Origin of the sequence: Thioalkalivibrio sp. XN8, from assembly GCF_011058255.1 — a bacterium.
GTDB lineage: Bacteria > Pseudomonadota > Gammaproteobacteria > Steroidobacterales > XN24 > XN24.
The window spans coordinates 1-25627 of sequence record NZ_JAALFH010000008.1 but is presented as its reverse complement, the minus strand read 5'-3'; the positions used below and the strand labels follow the sequence as shown (position 1 = coordinate 25627).

General features: G+C 63.2%; 24 protein-coding genes. 10 read left to right on the top strand and 14 right to left on the bottom strand.

The window, feature by feature from the left end:
- Nucleotides 1-91: 91 nt before the first annotated feature.
- The 8 genes from G6N75_RS15395 to G6N75_RS00485 all read right to left on the bottom strand — a co-directional run bounded on the left by G6N75_RS15395 (nt 92) and on the right by G6N75_RS00485 (nt 10092).
- Nucleotides 92-226 (bottom strand): hypothetical protein, encoded by a 135-nt coding sequence (locus G6N75_RS15395; protein WP_276611190.1) that lies wholly within the window; start codon nt 224-226, stop codon nt 92-94.
- Nucleotides 219-3317 carry a type I restriction endonuclease subunit R gene (locus tag G6N75_RS00515; protein ID WP_165346114.1) on the bottom strand — a complete coding sequence of 1033 codons (3099 nt, stop codon included), beginning with the start codon at nt 3315-3317 and terminating at the stop codon, nt 219-221. The genes G6N75_RS15395 and G6N75_RS00515 overlap by 8 nt, the downstream gene beginning before the upstream one ends.
- A gap of 2 nt (nt 3318-3319) precedes the next feature.
- Nucleotides 3320-4543 carry an AAA family ATPase gene (locus G6N75_RS00510; RefSeq protein WP_165346113.1) on the bottom strand — a complete coding sequence of 408 codons (1224 nt, stop codon included), beginning with the start codon at nt 4541-4543 and terminating at the stop codon, nt 3320-3322.
- Nucleotides 4544-4556: 13 nt separating this feature from the next.
- Nucleotides 4557-5693: a restriction endonuclease subunit S gene (locus G6N75_RS00505; protein WP_165346112.1), complete on the bottom strand. Its 1137-nt coding sequence runs from the start codon at nt 5691-5693 to the stop codon at nt 4557-4559.
- Complete coding sequence (locus tag G6N75_RS00500) at nt 5690-7255, bottom strand: type I restriction-modification system subunit M (RefSeq protein ID WP_165346111.1); 1566 nt, start codon at nt 7253-7255, stop codon at nt 5690-5692. The genes G6N75_RS00505 and G6N75_RS00500 overlap by 4 nt, the downstream gene beginning before the upstream one ends.
- A 464-nt stretch (nt 7256-7719) precedes the next feature.
- Entirely contained in the window at nt 7720-8811 is a 1092-nt protein-coding gene (locus tag G6N75_RS00495; protein WP_165346110.1) for a toll/interleukin-1 receptor domain-containing protein, read from the bottom strand.
- 156 nt (nt 8812-8967) lie between these two features.
- Entirely contained in the window at nt 8968-9888 is a 921-nt protein-coding gene (locus G6N75_RS00490) for an HNH endonuclease (protein ID WP_165346109.1), read from the bottom strand.
- 42 nt (nt 9889-9930) lie between these two features.
- Complete coding sequence (locus G6N75_RS00485) at nt 9931-10092, bottom strand: hypothetical protein (protein ID WP_165346108.1); 162 nt, start codon at nt 10090-10092, stop codon at nt 9931-9933.
- Nucleotides 10093-10222: 130 nt separating this feature from the next.
- On the opposite strand from G6N75_RS00485, the gene G6N75_RS15520 reads away from it, so the two are divergent.
- Nucleotides 10223-12271, top strand: a complete 2049-nt coding sequence (locus tag G6N75_RS15520; protein ID WP_165346107.1) for a phosphatidylserine/phosphatidylglycerophosphate/cardiolipin synthase family protein — start codon at nt 10223-10225, stop codon at nt 12269-12271.
- Nucleotides 12272-12301: 30 nt separating this feature from the next.
- Here G6N75_RS15520 and G6N75_RS00475 read toward each other — a convergent pair whose 3' ends face one another.
- Nucleotides 12302-12595, bottom strand: a complete 294-nt coding sequence (locus G6N75_RS00475; RefSeq protein ID WP_165346106.1) for a HigA family addiction module antitoxin — start codon at nt 12593-12595, stop codon at nt 12302-12304.
- Nucleotides 12595-12873, bottom strand: a complete 279-nt coding sequence (locus tag G6N75_RS00470; protein WP_165346105.1) for a type II toxin-antitoxin system RelE/ParE family toxin — start codon at nt 12871-12873, stop codon at nt 12595-12597. Before G6N75_RS00470 ends, G6N75_RS00475 begins: the two co-directional genes overlap by 1 nt.
- A gap of 216 nt (nt 12874-13089) precedes the next feature.
- Here G6N75_RS00470 and G6N75_RS00465 point away from each other — a divergent pair, with 216 nt between their 5' ends.
- Nucleotides 13090-13470, top strand: coding sequence for a transcriptional regulator (locus G6N75_RS00465; protein ID WP_165346104.1), 381 nt, complete (start codon nt 13090-13092; stop codon nt 13468-13470).
- 1 nt (nt 13471) lies between these two features.
- On the top strand, nt 13472-13945 hold the full coding sequence (locus G6N75_RS00460) for a YciI family protein (RefSeq protein WP_165346103.1): 474 nt from the start codon (nt 13472-13474) through the stop codon (nt 13943-13945).
- A gap of 159 nt (nt 13946-14104) precedes the next feature.
- Here G6N75_RS00460 and G6N75_RS00455 read toward each other — a convergent pair whose 3' ends face one another.
- Nucleotides 14105-14332 (bottom strand): addiction module protein, encoded by a 228-nt coding sequence (locus tag G6N75_RS00455; RefSeq protein WP_165346102.1) that lies wholly within the window; start codon nt 14330-14332, stop codon nt 14105-14107.
- Nucleotides 14333-14505: 173 nt separating this feature from the next.
- On the opposite strand from G6N75_RS00455, the gene G6N75_RS00450 reads away from it, so the two are divergent.
- Nucleotides 14506-15891, top strand: a complete 1386-nt coding sequence (locus G6N75_RS00450) for an HNH endonuclease signature motif containing protein (protein ID WP_165346101.1) — start codon at nt 14506-14508, stop codon at nt 15889-15891.
- A 128-nt stretch (nt 15892-16019) separates the two neighbouring features.
- Here the strand turns inward: G6N75_RS00450 and G6N75_RS00445 are convergent, their stop codons facing one another.
- From G6N75_RS00445 to G6N75_RS00435, 3 genes are read right to left on the bottom strand one after another with little or no spacing between them, the layout of a single operon-like run.
- A complete protein-coding gene (locus G6N75_RS00445; RefSeq protein ID WP_165346100.1) occupies nt 16020-16268 on the bottom strand; it encodes an addiction module protein in 249 nt (82 codons plus the stop codon).
- 10 nt (nt 16269-16278) lie between these two features.
- A complete protein-coding gene (locus G6N75_RS00440) occupies nt 16279-17724 on the bottom strand; it encodes a DUF2867 domain-containing protein (protein WP_165346099.1) in 1446 nt (481 codons plus the stop codon).
- Between the two features lie 6 nt (nt 17725-17730).
- On the bottom strand, nt 17731-18204 hold the full coding sequence (locus G6N75_RS00435; protein WP_165346098.1) for a DUF427 domain-containing protein: 474 nt from the start codon (nt 18202-18204) through the stop codon (nt 17731-17733).
- A gap of 49 nt (nt 18205-18253) precedes the next feature.
- On the opposite strand from G6N75_RS00435, the gene G6N75_RS00430 reads away from it, so the two are divergent.
- The 6 genes from G6N75_RS00430 to G6N75_RS00405 form a co-directional block, all read left to right on the top strand.
- The gene (locus G6N75_RS00430) at nt 18254-19099 is read left to right on the top strand and encodes a hypothetical protein (protein WP_165346097.1); all 846 of its coding nucleotides are present in this window, start codon (nt 18254-18256) and stop codon (nt 19097-19099) included.
- Between the two features lie 113 nt (nt 19100-19212).
- Complete coding sequence (locus G6N75_RS00425; protein WP_165346096.1) at nt 19213-19737, top strand: sigma-70 family RNA polymerase sigma factor; 525 nt, start codon at nt 19213-19215, stop codon at nt 19735-19737.
- Nucleotides 19716-20684 (top strand): FecR domain-containing protein, encoded by a 969-nt coding sequence (locus tag G6N75_RS00420; RefSeq protein WP_165346095.1) that lies wholly within the window; start codon nt 19716-19718, stop codon nt 20682-20684. Before G6N75_RS00425 ends, G6N75_RS00420 begins: the two co-directional genes overlap by 22 nt.
- Before the next feature lie 93 nt (nt 20685-20777).
- Nucleotides 20778-23210, top strand: coding sequence for a TonB-dependent receptor (locus G6N75_RS00415; protein ID WP_165346094.1), 2433 nt, complete (start codon nt 20778-20780; stop codon nt 23208-23210).
- 67 nt (nt 23211-23277) lie between these two features.
- On the top strand, nt 23278-24588 hold the full coding sequence (locus G6N75_RS00410) for a PepSY-associated TM helix domain-containing protein (RefSeq protein ID WP_165346093.1): 1311 nt from the start codon (nt 23278-23280) through the stop codon (nt 24586-24588).
- Nucleotides 24588-25627 (top strand): carbohydrate binding family 9 domain-containing protein (locus G6N75_RS00405; RefSeq protein ID WP_165346092.1); only part of this gene is annotated, 1040 nt, incomplete at its 3' end. The genes G6N75_RS00410 and G6N75_RS00405, both read left to right, overlap by 1 nt.

Below are 25627 nucleotides of genomic sequence, written 5' to 3'. Positions count from 1 at the left end.
TCTTAAGGCGCTCCATGTTATGCACCCACTTCATTGCCTTCGGCTTAGCGACACTGTTCTGGTTACCGAAGAAGCCTTTCTCCTTGATGGCCTACTCCAGCGGCACCGTCTTAATCCATGCAACCGGCACGTAGTGCTCCATCAAGTCCAAAGGCTTGTCGATCAGGTCCACCAGCAGGCGGCGCAGCTTGGCCGGGTCTAAACCTGGATTACTTAGATTAGACATGTCCGCCCACGCCCTTAAACTTCTCGACGAACGCGGCGATTTTCTGGAACACCGTCTGCTTTTTGGTCAGGTATTGCGGGTTAAGCGGGCTCATCTTTGGCAAGGCAGCGTTGAGTTCTGTACCACTGTCACTGGCATACTCGCGCTTGAGTGAGCTGGCGATATAGTGTCTAGCCGCCTCGGCATTCAGGTTTTCGGCGTCGATCAATTCTTGCGCTTCACGCTGTTGTACTGCTTGTGCAAAGATAAAGAAGGCTTCGATCACGCTGGCCTTGTCGCCGATCTCGTCCAAATCCGTCTGATTGATGAAATCAACGACCAGGCTTTCCTTGGCCCGGTTGCCCAGGCTTGCGCGAATCACCCGGCGTACTTCGTCCACTAGCTCTGCTTTGCTCTTTGTCTTCTTGTTGTGCTCGAAAATCAGCTCCAGAATATAGTCAAGGTTGATTTCCTGGGACGTGAGCAGGTCTACCTCAAAGACAACGTCATCCCAGTCGATTGTCGATTTATCTTTGTCGGCAGAATCCTTCTGCCGACGCAACCAGTCGCGAACGTCGTTGTAGGTTGAGCGGTAGTCCTGAATCTTCCGCTCAGAGGGAATGTGAATATCTTTCAAGGCGGCCAATGCGTCATCGTCCAGGTAGTGCTTGGCCTTGAAGGCCTCAACCGCCGTCGCATCGTTCGTGTCGAGATCTTGCAAAGCCTTGAGGCTGGCAAACTCGTCGTAATTCTGCAGCACGTTCTCAACGCGCAAATACTCACCAAACAGCTTGGCGAAGGCGTTCTTGTCCGCTTCCTTTTCAATGGCAGCGGGGTCAGGAAAGCGCTGCTCAAGCTCCTTCACAACGTCCACGAAACCACGTCGTGCCTCACCAGTGGCCACATCGGTGAAGCCTTCCATGTATTCCTTGTAGCTCTTCTCCAGCACAACGTTTTTGGTGTTCTTGTCGCCGAACAAGGTGATGGCGGCGATGGTCGCCTGCTCCAGGTCGCGAAAGGTGACGATATTGCCGAAGGTCTTGGTGGCGTCAAAAATACGGTTGGTTCGCGAATACGCCTGAATCAGCCCGTGGTATCGCAGGTTCTTGTCCACGAACAACGTATTCAGCCTGGGCGCATCAAAGCCGGTTAGGAACATGCCCACCACGATCAGCAGGTCGATCTCCTTGGCTTTCACCTGCTTGGCCAGATCACGGTAATAGTTTTGGAAGCCGTTGCTGTCCACGCTGAAGTTGGTCTTGAATAGCGCGTTGTAGTCCGCAATCGCCGCGCTCAGAAACTCCTTGGCGCTGCTGTTCATGGCAGAGACATCAAAGCTCTCGTCCTGAATGTCGCCGACCGCGTCCTGCTCCTCGTTAGCGGCAAACGAGAAAATGGTCGCCACCCGTAAAGACTTGTCGCTACCCTTCTGTAGCGTCTTGAAGGACTCGTAATACAGCTTGGCGGCATCCACGCTGCTGACCGCGAACATGGCGTTGAAGCCCTTGTTGCCTGCCTGCAGGCGGTGGGTTTTCTGCCGGAAGTTGTTCAGAATGTATTGCGTGATCTCGCGGATGCGGTCAGGGTGCAGCAAGGCTTGCTTATTCTCCGCCGCGCTTAGCTTTTTCTCATCCTGCTCAGTTTCGATGGCCTTGAACTGCGGGCGCACATCGTTGTAGTCGACCTTGAACTTCAGCACCTTCTCATCGCGAATGGCATCGGTGATCACGTACGAATGCAGCTCACGGCCGAACACGCTGGCGGTGGTGTCAGCGCCGAGAGCGTTCTCAGGGAAAATCGGCGTGCCGGTAAAGCCGAACTGGTAGAACTTCTTGAACTTCTTCTTCAGGTTCTTCTGCGCTTCACCGAACTGGCTGCGGTGGCACTCGTCAAAAATGACCACCACTTGCTGTCCGTAGACCGGCAAGTCGCTCTCGCTCTTCATCAGGTTGTTCAGCTTCTGGATGGTCGTGACGATGATCTTGTTGTCATCCTTGTCCAGGTTACGCTTCAGCCCCGCGGTGCTGTCCGACCCATTCACACTGTCCGGTGAGAAGCGCTGGTATTCCTTCATGGTCTGGTAATCCAGATCCTTGCGGTCCACCACGAAGAACACCTTTTCGATAAAATCTAGCTCGGTGGCTAGGCGTGCCGCCTTGAAGCTGGTGAGGGTCTTGCCCGAGCCTGTGGTGTGCCAGACGAACCCACCGCTTTCGGTGTTGCTCCAATTCTTCGCCTGATACGCGCTGTTGATCTTCCAAAGAATGCGTTCGGTCGCGGCGATCTGATACGGGCGCATGATCAGCAATGTGTTACTGCTGTCAAACACCGAATAGTGTAGAAGCACATTAAGTAGCGTGTGCTTTTGGAAGAAGGTGGCTGTGAAATCCTTCAGATCCTTGATCAGGCTGTTGTCGGCCTTCGCCCAATTCATGGTGAAGTCGAAGCTGTTCTTGTTGCGCTGCGTGGTATTCGCAAAATAACGGCTGTCGGTGCCGTTGGAGACCACGAACAGCTGCAAATACTTGAACAGAGAGTGCTCGCTGTTGAAGCTCTCCTTGCTGTAGCGGTGCACCTGATTGAAGGCCTCGCGAATCGCCACGCCGCGCTTCTTCAATTCCACCTGCACCAGCGGCAAACCATTGACCAGGATTGTGACGTCGTACCGATTCGCGTGACTGCCGGTCTGCTCGAACTGCTTGATCACCTGCACTTTGTTACGGGCGATGTTCCTCTTATCCATTAGATAAATATTCTGGATATGCCCATCGTCAAAGACAAAGTCATGAACGTAGTCATCGTGAATCTTGCGGGTCTTCTCGACGATGCCATCGCTGGGCTTGTCCAGCCAGGTCTCGACAAAACGCAGCCACTCGCCATCTTCAAACGCCACGTCATTCAGTGTTTGCAGCTGCTCACGCACATTGACCAGCATGGCTTCAGGCGTGTTCAGCCCCTGCGGAGCCTCATAGCCCTGATTCACCAGATCCTGAATGAACTCGCGCTCCAGATCGCCTTCGCTCTGGTAGTTCTCATGGACTTGCCATTCCTTGCTGTACTTGTCCAGAACGATGAAATTTCTGGACTCGGCAATGGTCTTGTAGTCGTGCATGCTTATTTCTTGTTCGCCTTGTCCGAGCTTTCATTCTGCTGAAAGTGGTAGGTCTTATTGAACTCTTTCACCAAGTAACCCAACACCCGCTTGTCGTCTTCTGTGAGCTCGACCACCTCTTCACCTGCGTGCTTTGAATGGCTGGAGATGTTGATGATTCTGGCCTCGTACGGATTGGTTCGGCCATGGTCGGTCCTCGGCAACAAATCACCCCACTTTTTGTAGCCAAGGAACGTAGAGGTTTTCTCCAGAATGTTCCGCAAGAAGTTGAAGTGGTATTTGCTGACCTGGCCGCTTGCAATGGCCTTTTCCAGCTCTGCCTTCAGGTAGAGGTGATACGAGAACGGCGAATCATTGGGCTGGGGAATCAGCTGACAGGTGCCATCCCCATGCATCGTCAGCCGGTACTTTTCGAAGCTCTTCTTTTTGTAGCTGCCATCGTCGCTGTTCAACTCGTTGTGCACCACATTGTAAAAAAGCGGATTGTGCGTGGTGATGATGAACTTGACTTCAGACTGGCTAGATTTGATCAACTGCGCCAGGTCGACGGCCAGCTGAATCAGATGGTTCTCGTCCAGCGAACTCACCGGGTCGTCAATGAACACGTATCCCAACTGATCGAACACGTTGGTTTCTCGTTCACCGGGCTCCGGCACATTGAGCACGCCAATGACTTGATCAAGCAAAGTGTAGAAAATGCTCCAGACGAAGTTGCTCTCTTCACCCTTGGAGATCTTCAGGTTTCCCATGCGCGTGTCGTCACCGCGCTCCATCGAGAAGGTGACTTCCGAAAAGGCCTTTATCACGATCTCTTTGCCGTCCTGATCCGTTTCCGGTCGCTCTTCATTGAAGCGCGGCGTGAGCTTGTCGTTGGTGTAGCGCTGAAACGTTGAGATGATGTTCTGGTCCTGACCTTGTTCTATCAGCACCCAATCCGTGAACGTGTTCGGCTGAATTCTCAGCCTGGGCTCGGCATCCCGTGCCAAGTCGTTGTCCCAATAGAATAAGTCTTCTGTGAAGGCGTTGTAGTAGAGAATCTTGTTGCGCGACAGCTCCGGAACGTCAACCTCATCGTCGGGGTAATCGCGATCACCCCTCGGTGCAATGAGCTGCTTGAACGCCCGCGACAGACGTGTTTTACCCATGCCGTTGAAGGCATAGATCAGCTGCACCTTCTTGTTGGCATCTTTTAACTGCTGGGCGATATCGGTCAGCGTCGTGCTCATCTTAGGCCCCGGTCTATTCCGGCTTTGGGAAGCTCAATAGCAGATCGCGGTAATAGGTGTATTGCTTCTGGCGCAGTTCGATTTCGCGGGGCAGACCTTCGGTGATGGAGTTGGTCAGAGTGTCGAACTTATCCAAGATGCCAACAATTCGCTTCTTCTCGTCGGTTGAGGGGTCCGGGATGCGAATACTCTCCAGATTCTTTTTGTTCAGCTTTGGCTGTGCTGCGCCCGAAATGTAGGGAGTTAGGTCAATGCTGTTTAAATAATATTCAACGTACTTTCGCTCATCATATGTCTCGAATCTCAGTACATGAGCATGATTGTTCACCCAGCTTTTCCCGCTGATGCTGAAAGCGATTGGCGTATTTCGCGCTAACAAATTGGCTCCATCTTCGGAGACCAGCAAGAAGTCTCCGTCAAAGAGATAGTCCTTGACATAATCTACGATTCCTGAGGCGCCATAGTATGGAATGTCGCCCGGATCCCGTTGATTGCTCGTAATTGGCTTACGCTTGGAATCAAGATTCTCGGCGAGCTCGCCCAGAGTCTTCCACTCCACGCGGCCCCCTTCAAAACTCAACAACTGGTCGCGGTAGTGGTTGTATTGCTTCTTGCGGGCGGTCAGTTCGGCGGTCAGTTCGGCGGTCAGTTCGGTGAAGGTGTCCAGAATGCGGACGATTTCGGCCTGGATTTCTCGTGATTTTGAAGGGTTACCTGGACATGGGATGGCGATAGGGATGTCCAAAATTTCACTAGTTCGCAATGCTGGTATACCAGCGCCGTGCTGTTTGTTAGTTAGCTTTTCCTGATTCAGCTTCAACAAATGATAAACATATCTATTTTCAACCACTTCAGCGTTCGGCAGCACGACATAACAGTGCGCATTAGCGTAGAATTTTGAAGTAACGAAATTGACATAGCCCGCTGATGCTCCACCTTGGCTCACTATGGTTTTGTTTTCAGTGAAGTTGTAAGTGTCGGTGAATCCGGAATGAGAAATGCCCCCGTTATATGCAGGATAAAGTCCATTCTCAGATAGTAAATCCTTATTTCTCTGCCTGCCTTTTTCTAATTTAATAACAGTCCCCAGCACCTTCCACTCTACCGCGACTCCATCTAGCAATTTGTCCATAAAGTTCAGGCTGCTCACGCCTCCTGCTCCTCCCCTTCGATCTCGCCCACGATGGCGTCAATGTCTTTACGTAGCTTGTCGATCTTGGCGACTGTGGATTTCAGCTCGGCATTGAGCTGGGCAATATCCACCACTTCGCGGTTGTCCTTGGCTTCGACATAGCTACTGACGGACAGGTTGTAGTCGTTGCCGGCCACTTTCTCTAACGGCACGGACTGGGCGAAGTGATCCACGTTCGCTTTGCTGTCGAACACCTTCAGGATCTGTTCGATGTGCGTGTCCAGCAGCACGTTGTTATTGGTTTCCTTCTTGAAGTAGTCCGGACCGCTGGCGTCAATGAATTGGATGTTGGTGTCGGTCTTGTGTTTCGACAGCACCAAAATGTTCACGGCGATGGTGGTACCGAAGAACAGGTTTGGCGCAAGAGAAATCACCGTTTCGACATAATTGTTGTCCACCAGGTACTGGCGAATCTTCTGCTCCGCCCCGCCCCGGTAGAAGATGCCGGGGAAGCAGACGATGGCGGCGCGGCCTTTCGCTGAAAGGTAGCTGAGCGCGTGCAGCACAAAGGCAAAGTCTGCCTTGGATTTGGGGGCGAGCACACCGGCCGGAGCAAAGCGGTCGTCATTGATCAGCGTGGGGTCGTCGCTGCCGACCCACTTTACCGAGTACGGCGGATTGGAGACGATGGCGTCGAAGGGTTTGTCGTCGCCAAATTGCGGTTCGATCAGGGTGTTGCCGAGCTGGATGTTGAACTTGTCGTAGTTGATGTTGTGCAAGAACATGTTCATCCGCGCCAGATTGTAGGTGGTGTGGTTGATTTCCTGCCCGAAGAAGCCCTCTTCGATGGTGTGCGCGTCAAACTGCTTTTTGGCTTGCAGCAGCAGCGAGCCTGAGCCACAGGCCGGGTCGTAGATCTTGTTGACGCTGGTCTGCTTGTGCATGGCGAGCTGCGCGATCAGGCGCGACACGTGCGGCGGGGTGAAAAACTCACCGCCCGATTTACCAGCGTTGGCGGCGTAGTTGGAGATGAGAAACTCGTAGGTGTCACCAAACAGGTCGATGTGGCTGGCATCGAAGCTGCCAAAGTCCAGCCCCGCCACGCCTTTGAGAACAGCGGCTAAGCGTGCGTTCTTGTCTTTGACCGTGTTGCCGAGCCGACTGCTGGTGGTATCGAAGTCAGCAAACAGGCCTTTGATGTCTTGTTCCGAAGGGTAGCCGCTGGCAGACGCTTCAATGGCGGTAAAGATAGCGGCCAGATCAGTGTTCAGGCTCTCGTTGGTGTTGGCACTGGCGGCCACGTTGAAAAACAACTGGCTGGGGTAGATGAAGTAGCCCTTGGTCCTGATGGCATCTTCTTTTGCGGCCGCAATGTTTTTGTCGTCATCATCCATTGCGGCGTAATCCACAGACTCATCGCCCCCGGTGATGTAGTCAATGAAGTTCTCGCTGATGAAACGGTAAAACAGCGCGCCGAGGACGTATTGCTTGAAATCCCATCCATCAACCGCGCCGCGGACATCGTTGGCGATTTGCCAGATCTGGCGTTGCAGGGCGGCGCGTTGTTGGGTGCTTGTCATCACATAAATCCCGTTTAAACACTTCTAACCTGTCATTGGAACATAGGGGTCAGAGCCTTCAACAGCCCTGCTTGAATTGTGCATTCTTTACTAATTTCTCAGTTTCGCACGGCTGATGATGCGGGTGCTGGGGCCTAGCCTTTGACATCGCGCATGACGGGGCATTCGCGGATCGCCACGCCGCGCGACGCGTGAATGTTCGCGTCCGAAGCATTCAATGCGGACCAGCCGGCGAGCTGGGGTAGCCGGTCAACCTCAACTCTGGCTTCTTGTTCCGGGGTCATGATCAGTGGTTACGGCACATTCATTGACGCGCGACACCAGCACACTGGGCGGATTTGAACGGCCGGTAAATCGACCACGAAGAACGCTCGAAGAGAAAAGCGACGATTAGATTCAGCGTCCTGAGCAATACCTGGTCAGCGAAAGCGGCCGATATCCCCAACAAACCTATATCGGCTCTTCTAGAGCGGAATATCATCGTCGAACCCTCTAGACGACTCCAGAATCTGCTTTCCATTGAATTCAAGTTCTTTACCAGTTGCACTCTCTAGGTATCTCTTAAACCAGTTACGACGGTTGTGTATACCTACACAGGTATGTAACTGATCGTTTTCTGCATACCCTTTCGCGATAAGGTCGAAATCGCTCTCTGTCAGCTTATCTGTGGTCTCGGTTAGCCGCTTCAAGTTGGCAATCGCATCATGGTAGCTACCAGAGCTGATAAAGGCTTCGATTAGCACCTCCTTGACCCGCCCAGCTTGCCTAACCTCCCCTAATAGTGACTTTAGGATGTCCGATGCAGCCAATTCGAGCTCTTCGGGTTTCCGTTTCATTGCTTGATGGGCACTGAGAAACCCTTTTGGGTTTAGGTTTCCGATTTTCAGGCAAATGATCGGAATGCCGCGACCGAGCGCGAACCCAACCTCTTGGTTGGTCCATACGCTTTCGTGAAAGCGATCGCTCAGAAGGACCAACATTACTTCCATCGTAGCCAGGCCATTGAGTATCTCTTTCTGCCACTCCTTCATGGGCTTGATTGCGTCGTGCGCAACAAAGGCGGAGACGCCATATGCCTCTAGAGCATTAGCTAGCGATCGTGCAGCCAACTTATCCTCATCTCGGTGGCTTATGAACAGTCGTAGAGCGTTGGCCTTCCACAACCCGACGTCCTGAGGGCGAGCTATCGGCTCGATTGAAAAGGGCGTCGACTGCTGAACGTTAGGGTCTGATTCGTATCGGGCATTGATATACACGGCCCTGACATATTCGTTTTCGACCTCTGGGGTGGCCTTTCTTAGATCTTCTTGAATGCGATCTTGCATCGCTGCTTGCTCATCCAAATCAAGGAGACCAAGCATCTCCTCGGGAAGGAAAATATAAACGTCATGACCGTACGTGCCACCATCCCATGGGTCATAGTCAGTACCAGTTTTGGCGAAGATGCTACTCGCCTCTATCAGCGCACAAAGCTCGGATTCGGCGCGGCGCTGGTAATGTTGCCGTAAGCGCCGGAAGGCCGGAATGAGCTTAGAGGGAAGCGCGAACTCGGTCATGTCCGTACCTCGTTCCACTGCTTCCAGACACCTCCCGGGGGTATCCAGACTACCGCCCGAAGGAACTGGAGAATCGCAAGCCCGACTACAGTCGATCGAATAAAGAGCATTGTGGTACCCCAATCCCTAATGACCGAGTTTGGCTAGATAAGCGAATCATGCCGCACCTAAAAAGCGCGCAAATCTTAGAGCCAACCGCTCTTGATCTGGCCAATCGGCCTTTCTAGAGGGCAACCGCAACTGAGACCCACTTAGTTGCTTCAACGCCTCTAAGATCGGTCCATCGCTTTGCGAGAGCAGCCTCTCTGATATGTGTACCGCGAAGTCCGGATCGATACCGATCAATTGTGCATCAAAAGCTGCATGGTGGAGTTTCGAAAGCGGGATCCCGTTTGGCACGACTGGCTGGCCAAGATGCTCGTGCTTATCCGCAATGATGTGAGCGGCATCCAGTAGCCTGGACTCGGGCAGTCCGGACAAGGCACAGCGACCCTTGTAGGCCGTGATCACAGCCTCTCTAAATGAAGCTTGATGTAGGCGTTGCTTCACTTCCCGCAGCGCATATCGACGCTCTGCGGTGTTCTCCGGTGGCGTCCAGACGTCGTTATCCGAAACACCAAAACCAATCCGTGCCTTTAATGTGTTGGCGTCCCATCCCATCACGAACACCGGAAAGATAGCCTCGTAGAGACCGGGCGCGACGCCGAGGAAGTAGATGATCGGAATTTGCCATTCGTAGGCTTCCCGCAGCCAACGATTGTCAGCAGCGTCTGGATTCGTCCCCATGAAGGCGTAATCGACCAACTCGTCGCCTTCGTATATCTGCCTGTGGACCTCGCGCTGGTCGTCGTACCAAACGCGGTTCCCTGGCCTCGGGAATACGGTCTTGATCGACAGGAGGTACTGCATCTGTTTGGGCTTGAAGATGCCACGCTGCGGATTAACCAGCGGAATCCGCTCACCGTCGAAGATAAAGCCAGGCTTGAGATCAGCGGCGGATAAATGCTGCTTGAGCTCGGCAAGGCGGCGGACATGATCAAACGCGGCCCTTCGTATTCGGTCGTCGCTATTGTCCATTACGCATCCATAGCCTCTGGATCCCGGCGCTTTTTGGGCTTTCTAGCCCAATATCGGACCTTGACTCAATACGCACTTGACCCGGCGCTGGCCTGCGACGGCCATCAGGTGGGAGAGGAAGGGAATCCGCCTGCCCTTGCGGCACTGGCCCGCGTGGGCGATGGCCGCGTAAACGAACGCGGCCTCGATCTTGGTCGTCAGCATGGGAGTCCTCTCGGAGTCAGTCCGGGGTGGACGCTGCCAGTTTACGAGCGGGCGGGCTCAGGGCGTGAGCCCGCCCCTCCCGCAACCCCAATAACCCACCTACACTCTCCTCATGCCCTTCAACCCGCCCGTGGCAAACACCCCGCTGCGAACCCGCCCCGCGGCCGCCTGCCTCCTTCTCCTCGCGCTCACCCTGCCAGCCTGCACGTCTTCCGGTCCGCCGGAGGGCGCGGTAGCCGACGTCCAGGCGCTGGTCTCGCTGCAGCCGGCCGGCGCCTTCTACCGCGACGGCCACCTGCTGATCCGCTACGACTTCGACGAGGGCGAGGCCGGCCTGGTCGCGGCCTGGTCGCCGCCGGGCTCGGACGAGGCGGGCCACCACCTGCGCATGGCGGTGATGGACATCGAGACGCCGCTGCCGGCGACGCCGGCGGAGCTCGCCAGGGACTGGGAGCCGGTGGCGCTGTTCGGCTATCCGCGTTGGCGGGCGCTGGTCACGGCGCTGCTGGAGCAGTTTGCCCCGGCCGCGGCCGGCGAGGCCACGCTGGTGGCGATCCGTCGCGCCGATTTCGTAGTGCACCGCGCGCCGGACGGGGCGCTGCGGGTTCACCCCCTCGCCGACGGGCCGGCCGGCCTGCGCATCGGGCGGCGCGTCAGCGAGGAAGCCTTTTCCGCGGCGGCCGCGGACTTCCTCCAGGCGCAGCTCGAGGCCGCGGGCGAGCCGGCGGCCCTGGCGCTCTTTGCGGTCGCCGAGGACGAGCTCGGCAGCAGTTTCGTGCTGTTCGACTTCGCCCGGCGCCAGTCGGTGTTCATCGCCCCCATGCCGCGCGCGGACGCGCCGCACGAGCAGCTCGACTTCTCGCTGCGGGTGCTCGGCTCGGTCAGCGTGCAGGGTCACGTCCTCACCGTGGCGCAGCAGCCCTTCACCTTCGCCAACCGCCTGTTCTGGACCACCGCGCAGTCCGGCCTGGCCGCGCTGCCCATGGCGCCCCCTCCGAACGGCGACATCCCGCCGGTCTCGGGCGCGGCGCCGATGGACGTGGTGGCTTGGGAAAAGGCGCTGGACAAGCTGGTCGGGCGCGACCGCTATCGCGGCAGCATGGAGCTGTTGATCGACGGCGAGGCGTTCTTCGAGACCCTGCTGCAGGCGGTGCAGGAGGCGCAACGCAGCATCGACATCCGGGTCTACATCTTCGACCGCGATGATTACGCGCTGCGCGTCGCCGACCTACTCAAGGCCCGCTCGCAGGACATCAAGGTGCGGGTGCTGGTGGACCGGCTCGGCACCCTCGCGGCCGGCCACGCGCCGGGCGAGCTGGCCCATGAGACGCGCAACGGCGCGGCGCACTCCATCGTCGACTACCTGCGCCGCGACTCCAACGTCGAGGTGCGCGTGGTGGAGAACCCGTGGTTCACCTCGGACCACACCAAGGTCATTGTGATCGACCGCGCGCGGGCCTTCGTCGGCGGCATGAACATCGGCGGCGAATACCGCTACGACTGGCACGACCTCATGGTCGAGGTGCGCGGGCCGATCGTCGGCCGCCTCGACAAGGACTTCGAGAAGCGCTGGGCGCACACCGGCGCCGGCGGCGATTTCGCCTTCGCCCTCAGGGCGCTGCGGCCGGAGCGCCATGCCGGGCCGGCGCAGGATCCCGCCTACATGGACCTGCGCCCCCTGTACACGCGCACCGGCGACCCCCAGGTGCTGCGCGCCCAGCTCGCCGCCATGCGCGCCGCGCAGTCACGCATCTACATCCAGCAACCCTACGTCGCCGACAGCCAGGTGCTGGCCGAGCTCATCCGCGCGCGCCGCCGCGGCGTCGACGTGCGCATGATCCTCCCCGCCGAAGGCGACTCGAAGATCATGAACAGCGCCAACCTGGTCGCCGCGCACATGCTCATCAGCAACGGCGTGCGCGTGTTCGTCTACCCCGGCATGACCCACGCCAAGGCCGCGCTCTACGACGACTGGGCCATCATCGGCTCCGCCAACTTCGACAAGCTCAGCCTGCGCATCAACCAGGAAACCAACCTCGCCACCTCCGACCCGCGCTTCGTCGAGGCCCTCGAGCGCGAGCTGTTCGACGTCGACTTCGCCCGCTCCACCGAGTGGACCGAGGCCGCCCCCGTCGGCTGGGGCGACTACATCGCCCGGGTGATTGCGAAGCAGTTGTAGGGGCGGGGTCGCGCAACCGCCCCGTCCGGTTCATGCCTGTGTCAGGCTCACCCGCTCGACCTTTCGCAGGTCCGTCTCCCGGCGGGCATGCCACAGGTCATAGGCGCACTGCATGGCCAGCCAGCTCTCCGGCGTGCGCCCGAGACACTTGGACAACCGCAGCGCCATCTCGGGACTTACCCCGCTGGCGCCGGCAAGCACCCGGCTCAGCGTCGAGGGCGCCACGCCGAGCCGCGCAGCCAGCTCTCTCCCGCTCATTCCGTGGGGAGCGAGGTAGACCTCGGTGATGAACTCGCCGGGATGCGGAGGGTTGTGCATGGCCATCAGTGGTAGTCCTCGTAATCCAGGACGTAGGCATGTCCGTCCCGGAACGCGAATGTCAGTCTCCAGTTGCCGTCGACCCAGATCGACCACCGCCCGCGCGCATCGCCTTTAAGCGGATGGAGGCGGAAACCGGGAATATCCGTGTCGCCGATAACCTGTGCCGTATCCAGTGCTGCCAGCAGCATCCTTAGCCGCCTCGCGTGGTGCGGCCTGATGCCGGCCAGGCTGCCGAGCTCGAAAAACCTGCGCAGTCCCTTGTGTCGGAAGGACTGGATCACGGCGCGATTGTACGGCGTTGCGCATCACGCAACAAGTCGGCCGCACTGATGGCGCCGCTACAGTGGTTGGGACGGAACATCATCATGGTTTCAGTCTAGTGGGGCACGATTGCCGTCGGAACGCCCGATATCTGTTGATTCTCGGGGTAAATACTTGGGACAGCAGCTCACCGATGATACGCTCCGGTTATCTTCAGGTGATAACGACTACTAGCAATGAAACCCAGCGTCATCAATGTCGGCATCATCTCGCGCGACGACTACATCCGGCGCACGATGGCGATCGCCCGTGGAGAGTACAAGCCCGGTTCCGGCGAGCCGAAGGTATGGTTCGAATCCCTGCGGTCCATGGCCGAGGCCCTGAGTCCCGACAACCAGGAGCTGCTGCGCCTCATCGCTGCAGAGAACCCGCAATCCCTTGCCGAGCTGGAGCAGCTCTCGGGTCGCAAGAAGAGCAATCTCTCCCGGACGCTCAAGATGCTCGAGGGCTACGGCATCGTATCGCTCGCCCGGAAGCAACACCGGCTCGTCCCCAAGGTCCACGCCACGGATTTCAAGGTGGAGTTCGGGGTCAACGTAGGCAATTGGAGGCCATGACATGAAAGCAATCCGACTCACGGCCCTCGCCGCATTGCTGCTGCTGGCCGGCAGCGCGCTCGCGGAAGATGCTGCCGCCCCGGCGAGCCCGGCCTTCGACGCGGCGCTGGCCGAGACGCTCGGCGCGGACGACTACGGCATGCGCCAGTACGTGCTGGTGATCCTGAAGACCGGCCCCACGCCGGTGCCCGCCGGCGCGGCCCGCGACGAGATGTTCCGCGGCCACTTCGCCAACATGCAGCGGCTCGCGGCGGAAGGTAAGTTAGCTTTGGCGGGCCCGCTCGACGGCGTGGACGGCTGGCGCGGCCTGTTCATCCTGGCGGTCGACGATCCCGAGGAGGCCGCATCGCTCGTCGCCACCGACCCGGTCGTCATCCACGGCGAGATGATCGCCGAGTACCACGCGTACTACGGCTCGGCCGCCCTGATGCTCGTCAACGAGACCCACGAGAAGGTGGCGCGGAAGGGGTTTTAGGGGGCCCTGGGGATCCGCTTCGGGGGAAAGCAACAGCGCGGGCCACTCCCGCTTCGACTGCAACAACGAAACGAGTTCCGAGTTCCTTCTGCTCCGCAACATATCGGCTGGTCTGCGCCAGGTATTCGTCACTCGCCTGGCCAACGAAGCGAGCTCGTTTCAACGAGTCAGACGCCGCGCTTCAGCAAACACATCCTCAGCCGCGTAGTCGGGCAACTCGCCCCTGTCGAATGCAGCAACGCGGTTCTCGATCTCCCGGGCCCATTGCGCCTCCACCTCAACAACAGGCAGGTGCAGGGACTCAAGCAATGACTCGGCGAGCCTGGCCCGATCCTCGGGACTCAGGGCCCGGGCAGATTTTTCGAGGTCCTTCAGCAACGAAGACATCTTCTTCCTCCGGCGCGTGCGGGGCGAGATTCGATACCCCGCATGTTACGACGAACCACCGGTCACGGCGAAACTGGGACTTTCTCGACCAAACCCATAGAAATAACCGATTGCGATTCAACGGCCTCCGCGCAACAATACTGTATGTCTGAACAGTATCCGGGAGCGCCGCAATGTCCCACGCAGACCACCGCCAACCTGGCCCCGCGCTGAACCCCGAGGGCTTTGCCCGCCAGGCCCGCGCGGCCGAGCTCGAGGGCGAGATCGCCTCGCTGGCCGCCCACATCAACGCCGCCAATTACCGGCTCATCGAGATGCTGCGCGAGTTCGACGAGCTCGAGGGCTGGAGCGGCTGGCCGACGGCGGCGCACTGGCTGCAATGGCGTTGCGGCTATTCACTCGGCGCGGCGCGGGAACGGTTCCGCGTCGCCCGCGCGTTGCCGGGCCTCCCTCAGATCCGCGAGGCGTTCCGCGCCGGCCGGCTCTCCTTCGCCCAGCTGCGCGCCGTGATCCGCGTCGCCACGCCGGGGAACGAGGCGACCCTGCTGATGTGGGCGCAGCATTCCACGGCTTCGCAGCTGGAGAAGTTCGCCCGCCTCTACCGCCGCCACGGGGAGAACGCCGCGGCCATGAGCCAGCACCGCGAGCGCTCCTTCACTTCATGGGAAGAGGACGACGGCATGGTGTCGTTCCGCATCCGCCTGCCGGCCGAGCAGGCGGCGGTGGTGTTGCGGGCCATCGACGCGGCGAAGGCCTCCCTCGAAGGCGGCGACCGGGAAGATGACGTCTCCGCGGAGACGCCGCCCTCGTTCTGGGACGAGCCGCCCGCGCACCCCGACGAGGACGTCTCGGCGGAGACGCGCTGCGCGCGCCAGGCCGACGCGCTGGTTCGGGTCGCGGAGTCCTATCTCGATCCGGACGGCCGGCCGCGATCGCTTGCCGAGAAATACCAAGTCCACGTGCACCTCGACCTAAGGCGCGACGCGGATGGCCCGGTGCCGGATCCCGACGCCCCGGCGCTGGCCGAGGAGACCGTCCGCCGGCTCGGCTGCGAAGCCGGGCTGGTGCCGGTGCTGCACGACGGCGAAGAGATCCTGTCGGTGGGGCGCAAGACGCGCGCCGTGCCGCCGGCGATCCGGCGGGCGTTGCGGCTGCGCGATCGCGGCTGCCGCTTCCCGGGCTGCACGCACACGCGCCACGTCGATGCGCACCATGTGCATCACTGGGCCGACGGCGGCGAGACCAGGCTGTCGAACCTGGTGGAGCTCTGCAGCGCGCATCACCGGCTGCTGCACGAGGGCGGCTACGGACTGCGCGTCACCGACGACGGTGCGCTGGTGTTCACGCGCCCGGACGGCGAACGCATCCCCGACGTGCCGCGGCCGCTGGTCCTAACCGGCGATCCGTTGGCGCTGCTCGCCGCCGGCAATCAGCGCGACGGCGTCTCCGCGGAGACGTTCCGCTGCAAGTGGGACGGCAAGCCGCCGGACTATGGGGCCATGGTGCGGTTGCTGGATGGGCTTCGCCCGCCAGGGCCCTGCCCGGACGGCCAAGGCTAATGATCTGCTCGCGTATTAACTACGATCCCGCCAGTAACCCGGGCGTCGAGATTGGTGCGCCACCGCGACAACCAGAATCTCGTCGTCTTGCTCTCGCACAACGACGTCATACGGAAAGCGCCTGAGAATCAGCCTCCTGGCCCCGCCGGAATACGCGCCTGCATAAGCCTGTTGAACTCGCTGCGATCCAACAGCTTCGCCGTACCCGAATCGATCTCGGCGAGGCGGCGTGCGACCTCCCGCTCCCAAGCCTCGCCTGCATCGGGATCGGCCGGCGAATCCAGGCTCTTGACCAAGGTGCACGCAAGTTCAGCGCGTTCCGCCTCCGGAAGCGAAAGCGCATCAGAACGTAACTTGCTCAAAGCATCGGCGCTCATGGGCCGAAGTCTATAATGAAGCGCGCTCCAGCGCCTCCGCCCTCCTCGCGATCTCCGCCACCGCCCCGTTGACCAGCGGGCTGTACAGCGGCAGGTGGCCGTACCAGTACAAGAGCCCCCAGAACCCGGCCGGGTGCCAGTAGGAACAGAGCTCGACCATGCGCTTGCCGTCGCGCTCGCGGATGTTGAACTCCTGCAGGCCTGAGCCGGGCGCGCGCATCAGCATCGACAGGGTAAGCCGCTCGTTCGGCTTCAGGCCGAGCACGCGCCAGCCGTCCACGATGTCGCCCATGCGCAGCGTCTCCGGGTCGCGCCGGCCGGTGCGGAAGCTCGGCCCGCCGATCAGCCAGTCGAAGGCGCGGCGCAGCCACCACAACGGACGATACGAGAAGAAATCCCCATCCCGGCCGAACTGCTGCAGCACCTCGAACAGGGCCTCGCGCGACGCAGTGGTCTCCTTCTCCCCGCAGAACTTCTTGGCGTAGAAGGAGTACTTGGGGTTCCAGTCGCGGCAGGCGATCGAGCCCTCGACCCAGCGGGCCGGCGCCTGGCGGTTCTTCTCCGCCTCCAGCGTCGCGGCGATGGACTCGCGGAAGGTGAGCAGCCGCTGGGGCACCAGCTCGCGCATCTCGTGGTCTTCGGCGACGTAGTCGTGCGCCAGCCCTTCGACCAGCGACATGGCCGTGGTCGGCGGGACGGAGGTGACGAAATACAGCCAGTAGCTGGAGAGCTTCGGCGTCAGCACCGGCACGGGGAGCACGATCGGCTTCTTGCCGACGAACTCGCCGTAGATGTTCATGATCTCCTGGTAGGTCAGGACGTCCGGCCCGGCGATCTCCAGCGTGCGGTGGCCCTCGAAGGGCAGGTCCGCCGCGGCGATGGTGTAGGTGAGCACGTTCTCGAGCGCGATCGGCGTCGAGCGCCGGCGCACCCACTTCGGCGTGATCATGAACGGCAGGTGGTTGACCAGGTCGCGGATGACCTCGAAGGCCGCTGACCCGGGGCCGACGATCATCGCCGCCTGCAGCTCGATGACCTGGATCGAACCCTCGCGCAGCGTGTCCCCGACCACCCGCCGGCCCTCCATGTGCTGGGAGCGCTTCTCCTTCGGCATGATGCCGCCGAGATACACGATCCGCCGCACCCCGGCGGCCTCGCAGGCCTTGCGCGCGTTCTCCGCCGCACGGCGCTCGACCGGCACGAAGTCGCTGCCGGTCCACATCATGTGCACGAGGTAGTAGACGACGTCCGCGCCCTCGAGCACGGGCGCGAGCGTCTCGGGCTTCAGCACGTCCGCCGACCAGCACTCCACGCCCGGCCATTCGCGGGCCTCGAGCACGGCCTTGTTGCGCGCCACCGCCCGCACCTGCCAGCCGGCCGCGGCCAGCGCCGGCGCCAGGTTGGAACCCATGTAGCCGCTCGCCCCGAGCACCACGGCGACTCGCCTGTCGTTCATCGCCGCCTACCAGCCCCGCGTCCCGGGCCCGCCCTTGAACGGCCCCTTCACCCAGGAGGTAATCCAGCCGCCGTAGAAGTCGCCTTCCTGCGGCTGCACGCGCTCGCCGGCCACGTAGCAGGCCTCGACCCGCCCGGCGTAGAACGAGACGTGATCGCGGATCCGCTCGTCCACCGGGTCCGGGTAGGCCCAGCAGGCGTCCCGCACCAGCCCGCTCTCGGTGCGCAGGTGCCAGTAGCGCGCCTGGCCTTTCCACTCGCAGAAGGTGCGCGTGGGGCTGGGCTCGAGCCGGGAGAAATCCACGTCTCCCGGCGGGAAGTAGAAACACGGCGGATGCGAGGTCTCGAGCACCCGGATGCCGTTCGTTGTCGCCGCGATGACCATGCCGGTGTCTTCGACCTTCAGCGGCCAGTCGATGCGCTCGATGCGCGGCGGGCGCGGGTAGTCCCAGACGGATTCTGCGGTGGGGAGGGGGGTCATGGCGGGCGGCTCGTTCGTTGCGGGTGCCCGCACACTATAAACTCCCCTCATGGCCGTGGACCTGAACCAGCCGCCCCACCTCCTCGTCGTCCACGGCGCGCAGCGCGGCCGCGCCAGCCAGGTCAAGGCGGAGAAGAAGATCCGGCAGCTGGTCGCGACCGCCCTCGCCGCCCGCAACATCGCCGAGGACTTCGAGGTCCGCCAGTACGTCTACGAGTCCACCAAGGACCGCCACCCGACGGTACAGCTCGGGAAGCTGGTCTCGCTGGCCATCGCCCGCGGCCGTCCGCTGGCGGGCTTCGCGCTGGCCACGGCGGTGGACCTGGTCGGCGACGTGCTGCTCGGCGTGGCCGACGGCAGCACGGCGGCCGCGGTCCGCGCCGGCCTGAAGGCGTCGATCCTCGAGTCGCACGCCGCCGGCCACCGCGTGCTGGTGGTGGCCCACAGCCTCGGCACGGTCTACGCCCTGCAGGCGGTCAACGAGCTGCTCGAGGAGTCGCCGCAGCATTTCGCCGGCGACGACCGCCGCCTCTGGGCGACGCAGGGCCTGGTCACGCTCGGCAGCCCGCTGGGGCTGGACTTCAGGCTCTTCGGGCTGCACGTCTTCCCGCGCATCCCGCTCCGCCCGGTGCCCTCCGACTGCGAGCGCTTCCCCTGGCACAACTTCTTCAGCCGCCACGACCCGGTCGTGACCGGCCGCGTGTTCGGCGAGTGCATGGTGTGCACCGAGTCCGAGAGCCCGGTCGAGCGCCGCTACCGCGACCACACCGACGCCGCCGGCTGGCTGCTGCAGGGCCACCATGTGCGCACCCGCACCCGCTGGCTCACCGCCCACGCCGCCTACTGGACCGCGCCCGCGGTCGGGGACCGGCTGGTGGGCATGCTCTGGGGGTAGGCCGGAGCGAGGGCCTGTCCGCCGGCCCCAATTGATAGTGGCTTCTACTATCGACAGCCCGAACCGGGCCGCGCTAAGATGCAAATGATTCTTGTTTGTATTAATAGCTGCTCATGAACACCCGCGCGGCTTCCCTGAAAAACCCTTCCGGCGTACTCGAGCGCGTCTACGTCGACCACCACGGCTGGCTGCGTCACTGGCTGCAGTCGCGCCTGGGCTGCCCGGACGCCGCCGCCGACCTGGCCCAGGACACCTTTGTCCGGGTCGTGGCCCGGCGTGAGGAGCTGCAGCGCTCGCCGCTGCGCCAGCCGCGCGCCTTCCTGCGCGTCATCGCGGGCGGCCTGCTGGTGGATCACCTGCGCCGGCGTGACCTGGAGCGAGCCTTCCTCGACGCGCTCTCGGCCCGGCCCGACCCCACCGCGCTGTCCGCCGAGGAGCGCGAGATCCTGCTCGAGACCCTGGACCGCATCGACAAGCTCCTCGACCGGCTGTCGGCGCCGGTCCGCCGGGCCTTCCTGCTGTCCCAGCTCGACGGGCTCGGCTACGCCGCCATCGGCCGGCGCATGGGCGTGTCCGAGCGCACCGTGAAGCGCTACATGCAACAGGCTTACCGGCAATGTCTCGCAGCGCTGCTGTAAGCGACGCCGCGGTATCGCCCCCGATCCTGGACGAGGCCGCCGGGTGGCTGGCCCTTGCCCGGCAGCGCGCCCTCGACGCCGATGAGGCGGCGCAACTGGAGGCCTGGCGGCGACGCAGCGCGGCCCACGAGCAGGCCTGGCAGGCTGCGCTCGAGTTGCAGCGCATGCTGCGGGACGTCCCCCCCGGCCTTGGTGCGGAGGTGCTGGGGCGCCACCGGCTGGACCGCCGCTCGGTGCTGAAATCGCTGGCGATCCTCGCGGTCGCGGCCCCGGCGGGCTACGCCGCCTGGCTGCAGGCGCCCGGCTGGCACGCCGACTATCGCACCGCCACCGGCGAACGGGAGGACGTGACGCTGCCGGACGGCAGCCGGCTCACGCTGAACACGGCTTCGGCCGTGCGGCTGGCCTGGTCCGACAAGGAGCGCCGGCTGGTGCTGGTCGAGGGCGAGATCCTGGTCGCGACCGCCGCCGGGAGCAAGTCCGACCCCCGTGCCCTCCTGGTCGAAACGGCGCACGGCACGATCCGCGCCCTCGGCACCCGGTTCAGCGTCCGCGAGACCGGCGACGGGCGCACCGGCGTCAGCGTGTTCGCCGACGCAGTCGCGGTCCAGCCGGGCGCGGGCGGGCCGGCGCACCGCCTGGAAGCGGGTAACACGCTGGCCTTCGACCGCCTGCGGGTGTTCCCGGCCGCAGCCCACGACACCGGCGCCTCGGCCTGGACTCGGGGGCAGCTGGTCAGCAGGAACCAGCGCCTGGGCGATTTCGTGGCGGAGCTGGCCCGCTACCGGCCCGGCGTCCTGCGCTGCGACCCGGCGGTGGCGGACCTGCGGCTGTCGGGGGTATTCCAGCTGGAGGACACCGACCGCATTCTCGACCTGCTCGGCGAGACCCTGCCGGTGCGGGTCGAGCGCCGCGCTCCGTTCTGGGTCACCGTCACCGTGCGCTGAACGCGCGGCCCTGTCCCTTTTTCCGGACTCGTCCGGCATAGGTGAATGCAAACGCCAATTATTGGCATTCATCAGCTACTGGATACCGGAACCATGCAAGTCAACCATCACGCCTCTTCCTCCGCATCTCGCGCCGGCCTGGCGGCCGCCGCGGCCCTCGCCGTGCTCGCCGCCCTGGCCCTGCCGGCGTCCGCCCCGGCCCAGGACGCCCCCGCGCAGCCGGCCGCCGCGGCCGGCGCACAGTCTTTCTCCATCCCGGCCGGGCCGTTGGAGCAGTCGCTGACCCGGCTGGCCAGCGAGGCGAACCTCAACCTGTCCTACCCCCCCGGCCTGGTCGCCGGCAAGCAGGCCCCGGCGCTGCAGGGGCAGTTCACCCCCGAGCTCGCGCTGCGCATGCTGCTGGCCGACAGCGGGATCGTGTACCGCTTCACCGGTCCCGACACCTTGGTGCTCGCGGCCGCGCCCGCCGGGCCGATGATGGTCGACGCCATCCGCGTGGAAGGCTGGCGGCCCTCGCGCAACAGCGGTTACCGCGCGGAATGGATCAGTTCCGCCATGAAGACGGATGCGCCGCTGGTGGAGACGCCCGCCTCGGTCGCCGTGGTTACTGAGGCGGTGATCCGCGACCAGAATGCGCGCACGGTCGAAGAAGCCCTGCGCAACGTCGCCGGCGTGGGCGCCGGCGCCAACGCCGCCAATGTCTCGGTGCAGGAATCCTTCTCCATTCGCGGCTTCAACTCGCTGCTGATCCGGGTCAACGGCGTGCAGCGGCGCTCCACCGGCCCGCTCAGCCTGGCCAACGTCGAGAGCGTGGAAGTGCTGAAGGGGCCGTTCTCGGTGCTCTACGGCGACCTCGCCCCCGGTGGCTTCGTCAACGTCCAGACCAAGCGCCCGCAGGCGGAAGCCGCGGCCTCGCTCTCGGTCGGCGCCAGCGCCGTGGCCTCGGGCAGCGGCGCCGAGGGCTTCGGCAGCGTCGACTTCACCGGCCCGGTCGGCGCCAGCGACCAGCTGCTGTACCGCTTCATCGCCTCGGCCGAAGGCGGCGACACCTTCGTCGACACCACCGACCGCGAGCAGTTCTTCATCGCGCCGTCGCTGTCCTACCTTGGCGCCGGCGACCGGCTGCGCCTCGACCTGGACCTGAGTTACCTCAGGAACGACGAGAGCTTCCTGTTCGGCATCCCGACGCGCAACGGCCGCCCTGACGCGCGCATTCCGCTCGACGCCCAGCTCGGCAGCGCCGACAACGAGAAGCTGACCGAGGACTACAGCGCTGAGCTGCGCGGCACCTACCAGCTCTCCGACGCGACGCGCATCGACAGCGCGCTGACCTGGCACCTCACCGATCACCTGTCCTTCGCGCTGCGACCCTTCGGCAGCCTGGGCCAGCAGGTCGCCGCCGACGACACCGTGCGCCGCAGCGTCAGCCTGCGCAGCTACGAATCCACCGACCTGCAGTACGAGGCGAACGTGATCCACGAATTCGCCTGGGGCGCGACCGACTGGCGGCTGCTGTTCGGCGCCGACATCCGCCAGACCGAGTTCAAGCACACGCCGCCGGGCTTCGGCAACATCACCAACTTCGATTTCGTCAACGTGCTCGACCCGGACACCGGCGTGGCGCTGCCGCCGCAGAACGACCCGGGTATCTCGCTGTTCGCGTCGGCCACCGACACCACCGACACCTATGGCTTCTACACCCAGGCCGAGGTGTGGGCGACCGAGCAGCTCAAGCTGCTCGCCGGGCTGCGGTACACCGAGCTCGACTACGTTTACGAGGACCCTTTCTTCACCTTCGAGGAGAACCCGGACAGCGTCGACCCGCGCCTGGGCGTGCTGTACAAGCTCACGCCGGCGTCTTCGTTCTATCTCACGTACAGCTCCTCCTTCGAGCAGTCCTTCAGCTTCGACGAGGCGAATCGCGACCCGCTGGAGGCGAGCCAGCTCGAGGCCGGCTACAAGCACGACTTCTTCGGGGGCGCGCTGTCAGCGACGGTCGCCGTTTACGAACTGGTCCAGGAGAACCTGGTCACAGTCAACCCGGACACACTGCTCGACGAGCAGATCGGCGAAGCCCGCTCGCGCGGCTTCGAAGCCGGGCTCAGTGGGCAGCTCTCGCCGCGCACCCGCATCGCGGCCAGCTACGCCTACCTCGACAACGAGATCACGGAAGACAATAACGGCAACCAGGGCAACCGCCTGCCCAACGTACCGGAGCACGAGGCCAGCATCTGGCTCAACTACACCCTGTTCGAGCGCGCCTCGGGCCGCCTCGAAGCGGGCGGGGGCGTGTTCTACGAGGGCAAGCGTTTCACCGGCGGCCGCAACACCGTCACCCTGCCCAGCTACACCACGATGGACCTGGCGCTCAACTACAGCTTCGCGGCCGGCGGGATGCCCATGGCGCTGCAGGGCGGCGTGCGCAACCTGCTCGACGAGGAGTACTACGTCAGCGGGTTCGGCGAAGGCATCGCCTTTGCCGGCGCCCCGCGCACGGTCTACCTGCGGCTCGACATGAAGCTCTGATGGTGAGACCGGCCGGAGTTGCCAATGAAGGCGCGGCTTTCGGGCCGCGCCTGCTTCGTTTCCGGTCGTGAAGCGCTCGCGGCTGTTCTTCCTGGTGCACAGCTGCACCGGCGTGGCCGCCGGGCTGGTGCTGTTCGTGATCTGCTGGAGCGGCACCTTCGCGGTGTTCGCGCACGAGCTCGACTGGCTGGTCACCCCCCAAGCGCGCGTGTCGCCGGCCGAGAACCGGACCGGCTGGAAGGAATGGGAGGAGGCCGTGCGCGCATCGCGCCCGGGGGCGGAGATCAGCGGCCTCGAGGCCCCGCGCTACGCCCGCAGCGCGGCGGTCGCGCACATCTTCGACGCGCGCGGCCAGGCGCGCTTCGTCTACGTCGATCCCTACCGCGCCGCCGTCCTCGGCGACACCAGCACCTACACCCTGCACCGCTTCCTGCGCAACCTCCACATGTCCTTCTTCATGGGCTCGATCGGCATCTACGTGGTGTCGGTGTTCGCCCTGTTCCTGCTGCTGTCGATGGTCTCGGCGCTGTTCTTCTACCGGCGCTGGTGGCGGCGCTTTTTCTTCATGCCCCGCGGCCGCGGCCACGGCTACTGGAGCGGGCTGCACCGGACCACCGGGCTGTGGTCGCTGCCCTTCGTGCTGCTGATCGGCCTGACCAGCGTCTGGTACGGTTTCGAGCTGCTGCGGGTGGACGCCATCGACGGCAAGTTCAGCCACGCCGGCGTCGGGGATGCGGCCGTGCGCCAGATCCCTGCCCCGGCGGCGGAGGCGGGCGACCCGCTGCCGCTGGCGACGCTGCTCGAACAGGCGCGCGCGGCGCGCCCGGACCTGGAGATCCGCCAGCTCGGCTACGCCTTCTATCACGAGGGCGCGCTCTACCTGGAGGGCCAGGCCGGGCACCTGCTGGTGCGCGACCGCGCCAACCAGCTGCATCTCGACCTGCGGGCCGGCGCCGTCCTGTACGACCAGTCGGCCGGCCGCCTGCCGCTGTACTGGCGCTGGTCGGAGACCGCCGACCCGCTGCACTTCGGCGATTTCGGCGGCTTGTGGACCAAGTCGCTGTGGTTCCTGTTCGGCCTCATGCTGAGCGGGCTGATCCTCACCGGCGCCTGGCTGCACGCCGGGCGCCTGCTCCGCGACTCCGACCAGCGCTACCGCTGGCGGATCATGACGCCGGCGCTGGCGGCCTCGGCGGGGCTGTTGGCGCTGGCTACCTGGGCCGGGCTCGACCAGGCGGCCGTCTACGGCTACACCGTGGATGGCGTCGCGCACCGCCCGGACCTGGCCCCCGGGGTGCGCTGGTTCATGCTCGCCTGGCTGCTGGCGACCTTCGCTATCATCGGCGGCTGGTTCTGGCTGCTCGGCAGGATTCGATGATGATTCATCTCGCGGGCATCGCCGCCGTGCTGACAGGCCTCGCCGCCGACGAGCGCATCCGCCTCGATGGCGTGCTGGACGAGGCGGCCTGGCAGCGCGCCGCGGCGCTGGACGACCTGCGCCAGAGCCAGCCGGTGCCGGGCGCGCCCGGCAGCCAGCGCACGGTCGTGCGGCTGGCTTACGACGACGCGCACCTCTTCATCGCCGTCGCGGCCTTCGACGACGCGCCGGAGGGCATCGTGGCGCGGCAGCTGCAGCGCGACAGCGAGCTGTTCTTCGACGACCACGTCACGGTGGTGCTCGACCCGCACGGCCGGACCCGCGAGGGCTACCTGTTTCGCGTCAACCCGCTGGGCGCGCGCAGTGACGCCATGATCTTCGAGGGCCGGGGCGAGGATTTCGACTGGGACGGGCGCTGGCGCGCGGCGGCGCGGCTGCACGAGGCCGGCTGGACCGTGGAAATCGCCATTCCCTTCACCACCCTGTCGGTCGAGCCGCAGGCGACACGCTGGGGCGTGAACGTGGAACGGCGGATCGCGCGCGCCAACGAGCGGGTGCGCCTCGCCGGCGGCCTGCGGGAGACGCCGATCAGCTCGCTCGCCGACACCATGCCCCTGGCCGGTGTCCCGGTCGTCGCCCCCGGTCTGGGCGTGCGGCTGGAGCCTTACCTGGCGCTGCGCGGAACCCGCGACCACGAGGGCGCCGGCAGCGACACCGAGTTGACGCCGGGCCTCGACGTGTTCTACCAGGTCACGCCGGCGATCACCGCGGCGCTGACCATCAACACCGACTTCGCCGAGGCCGAGGTCGACGAGCAGCGCGTCAACCTGACGCGCTTCCCCCTGTTCTTTCCCGAGAAGCGCGAGTTCTTCCTGCAGGATACGGCGCTGTTCCGCTTTGCCGGCCTCGGCCAGTCGCCGCTGCCCTTCTTCTCTCGCCGCATCGGCCTCGACGAGGCCGGCAATCCCGTCGACATCGACTTCGGCGGCAAGGTCTCGGGCCGCCGCGGGCGGCTCGCCTTCGGCGCGCTGGGCGCGCG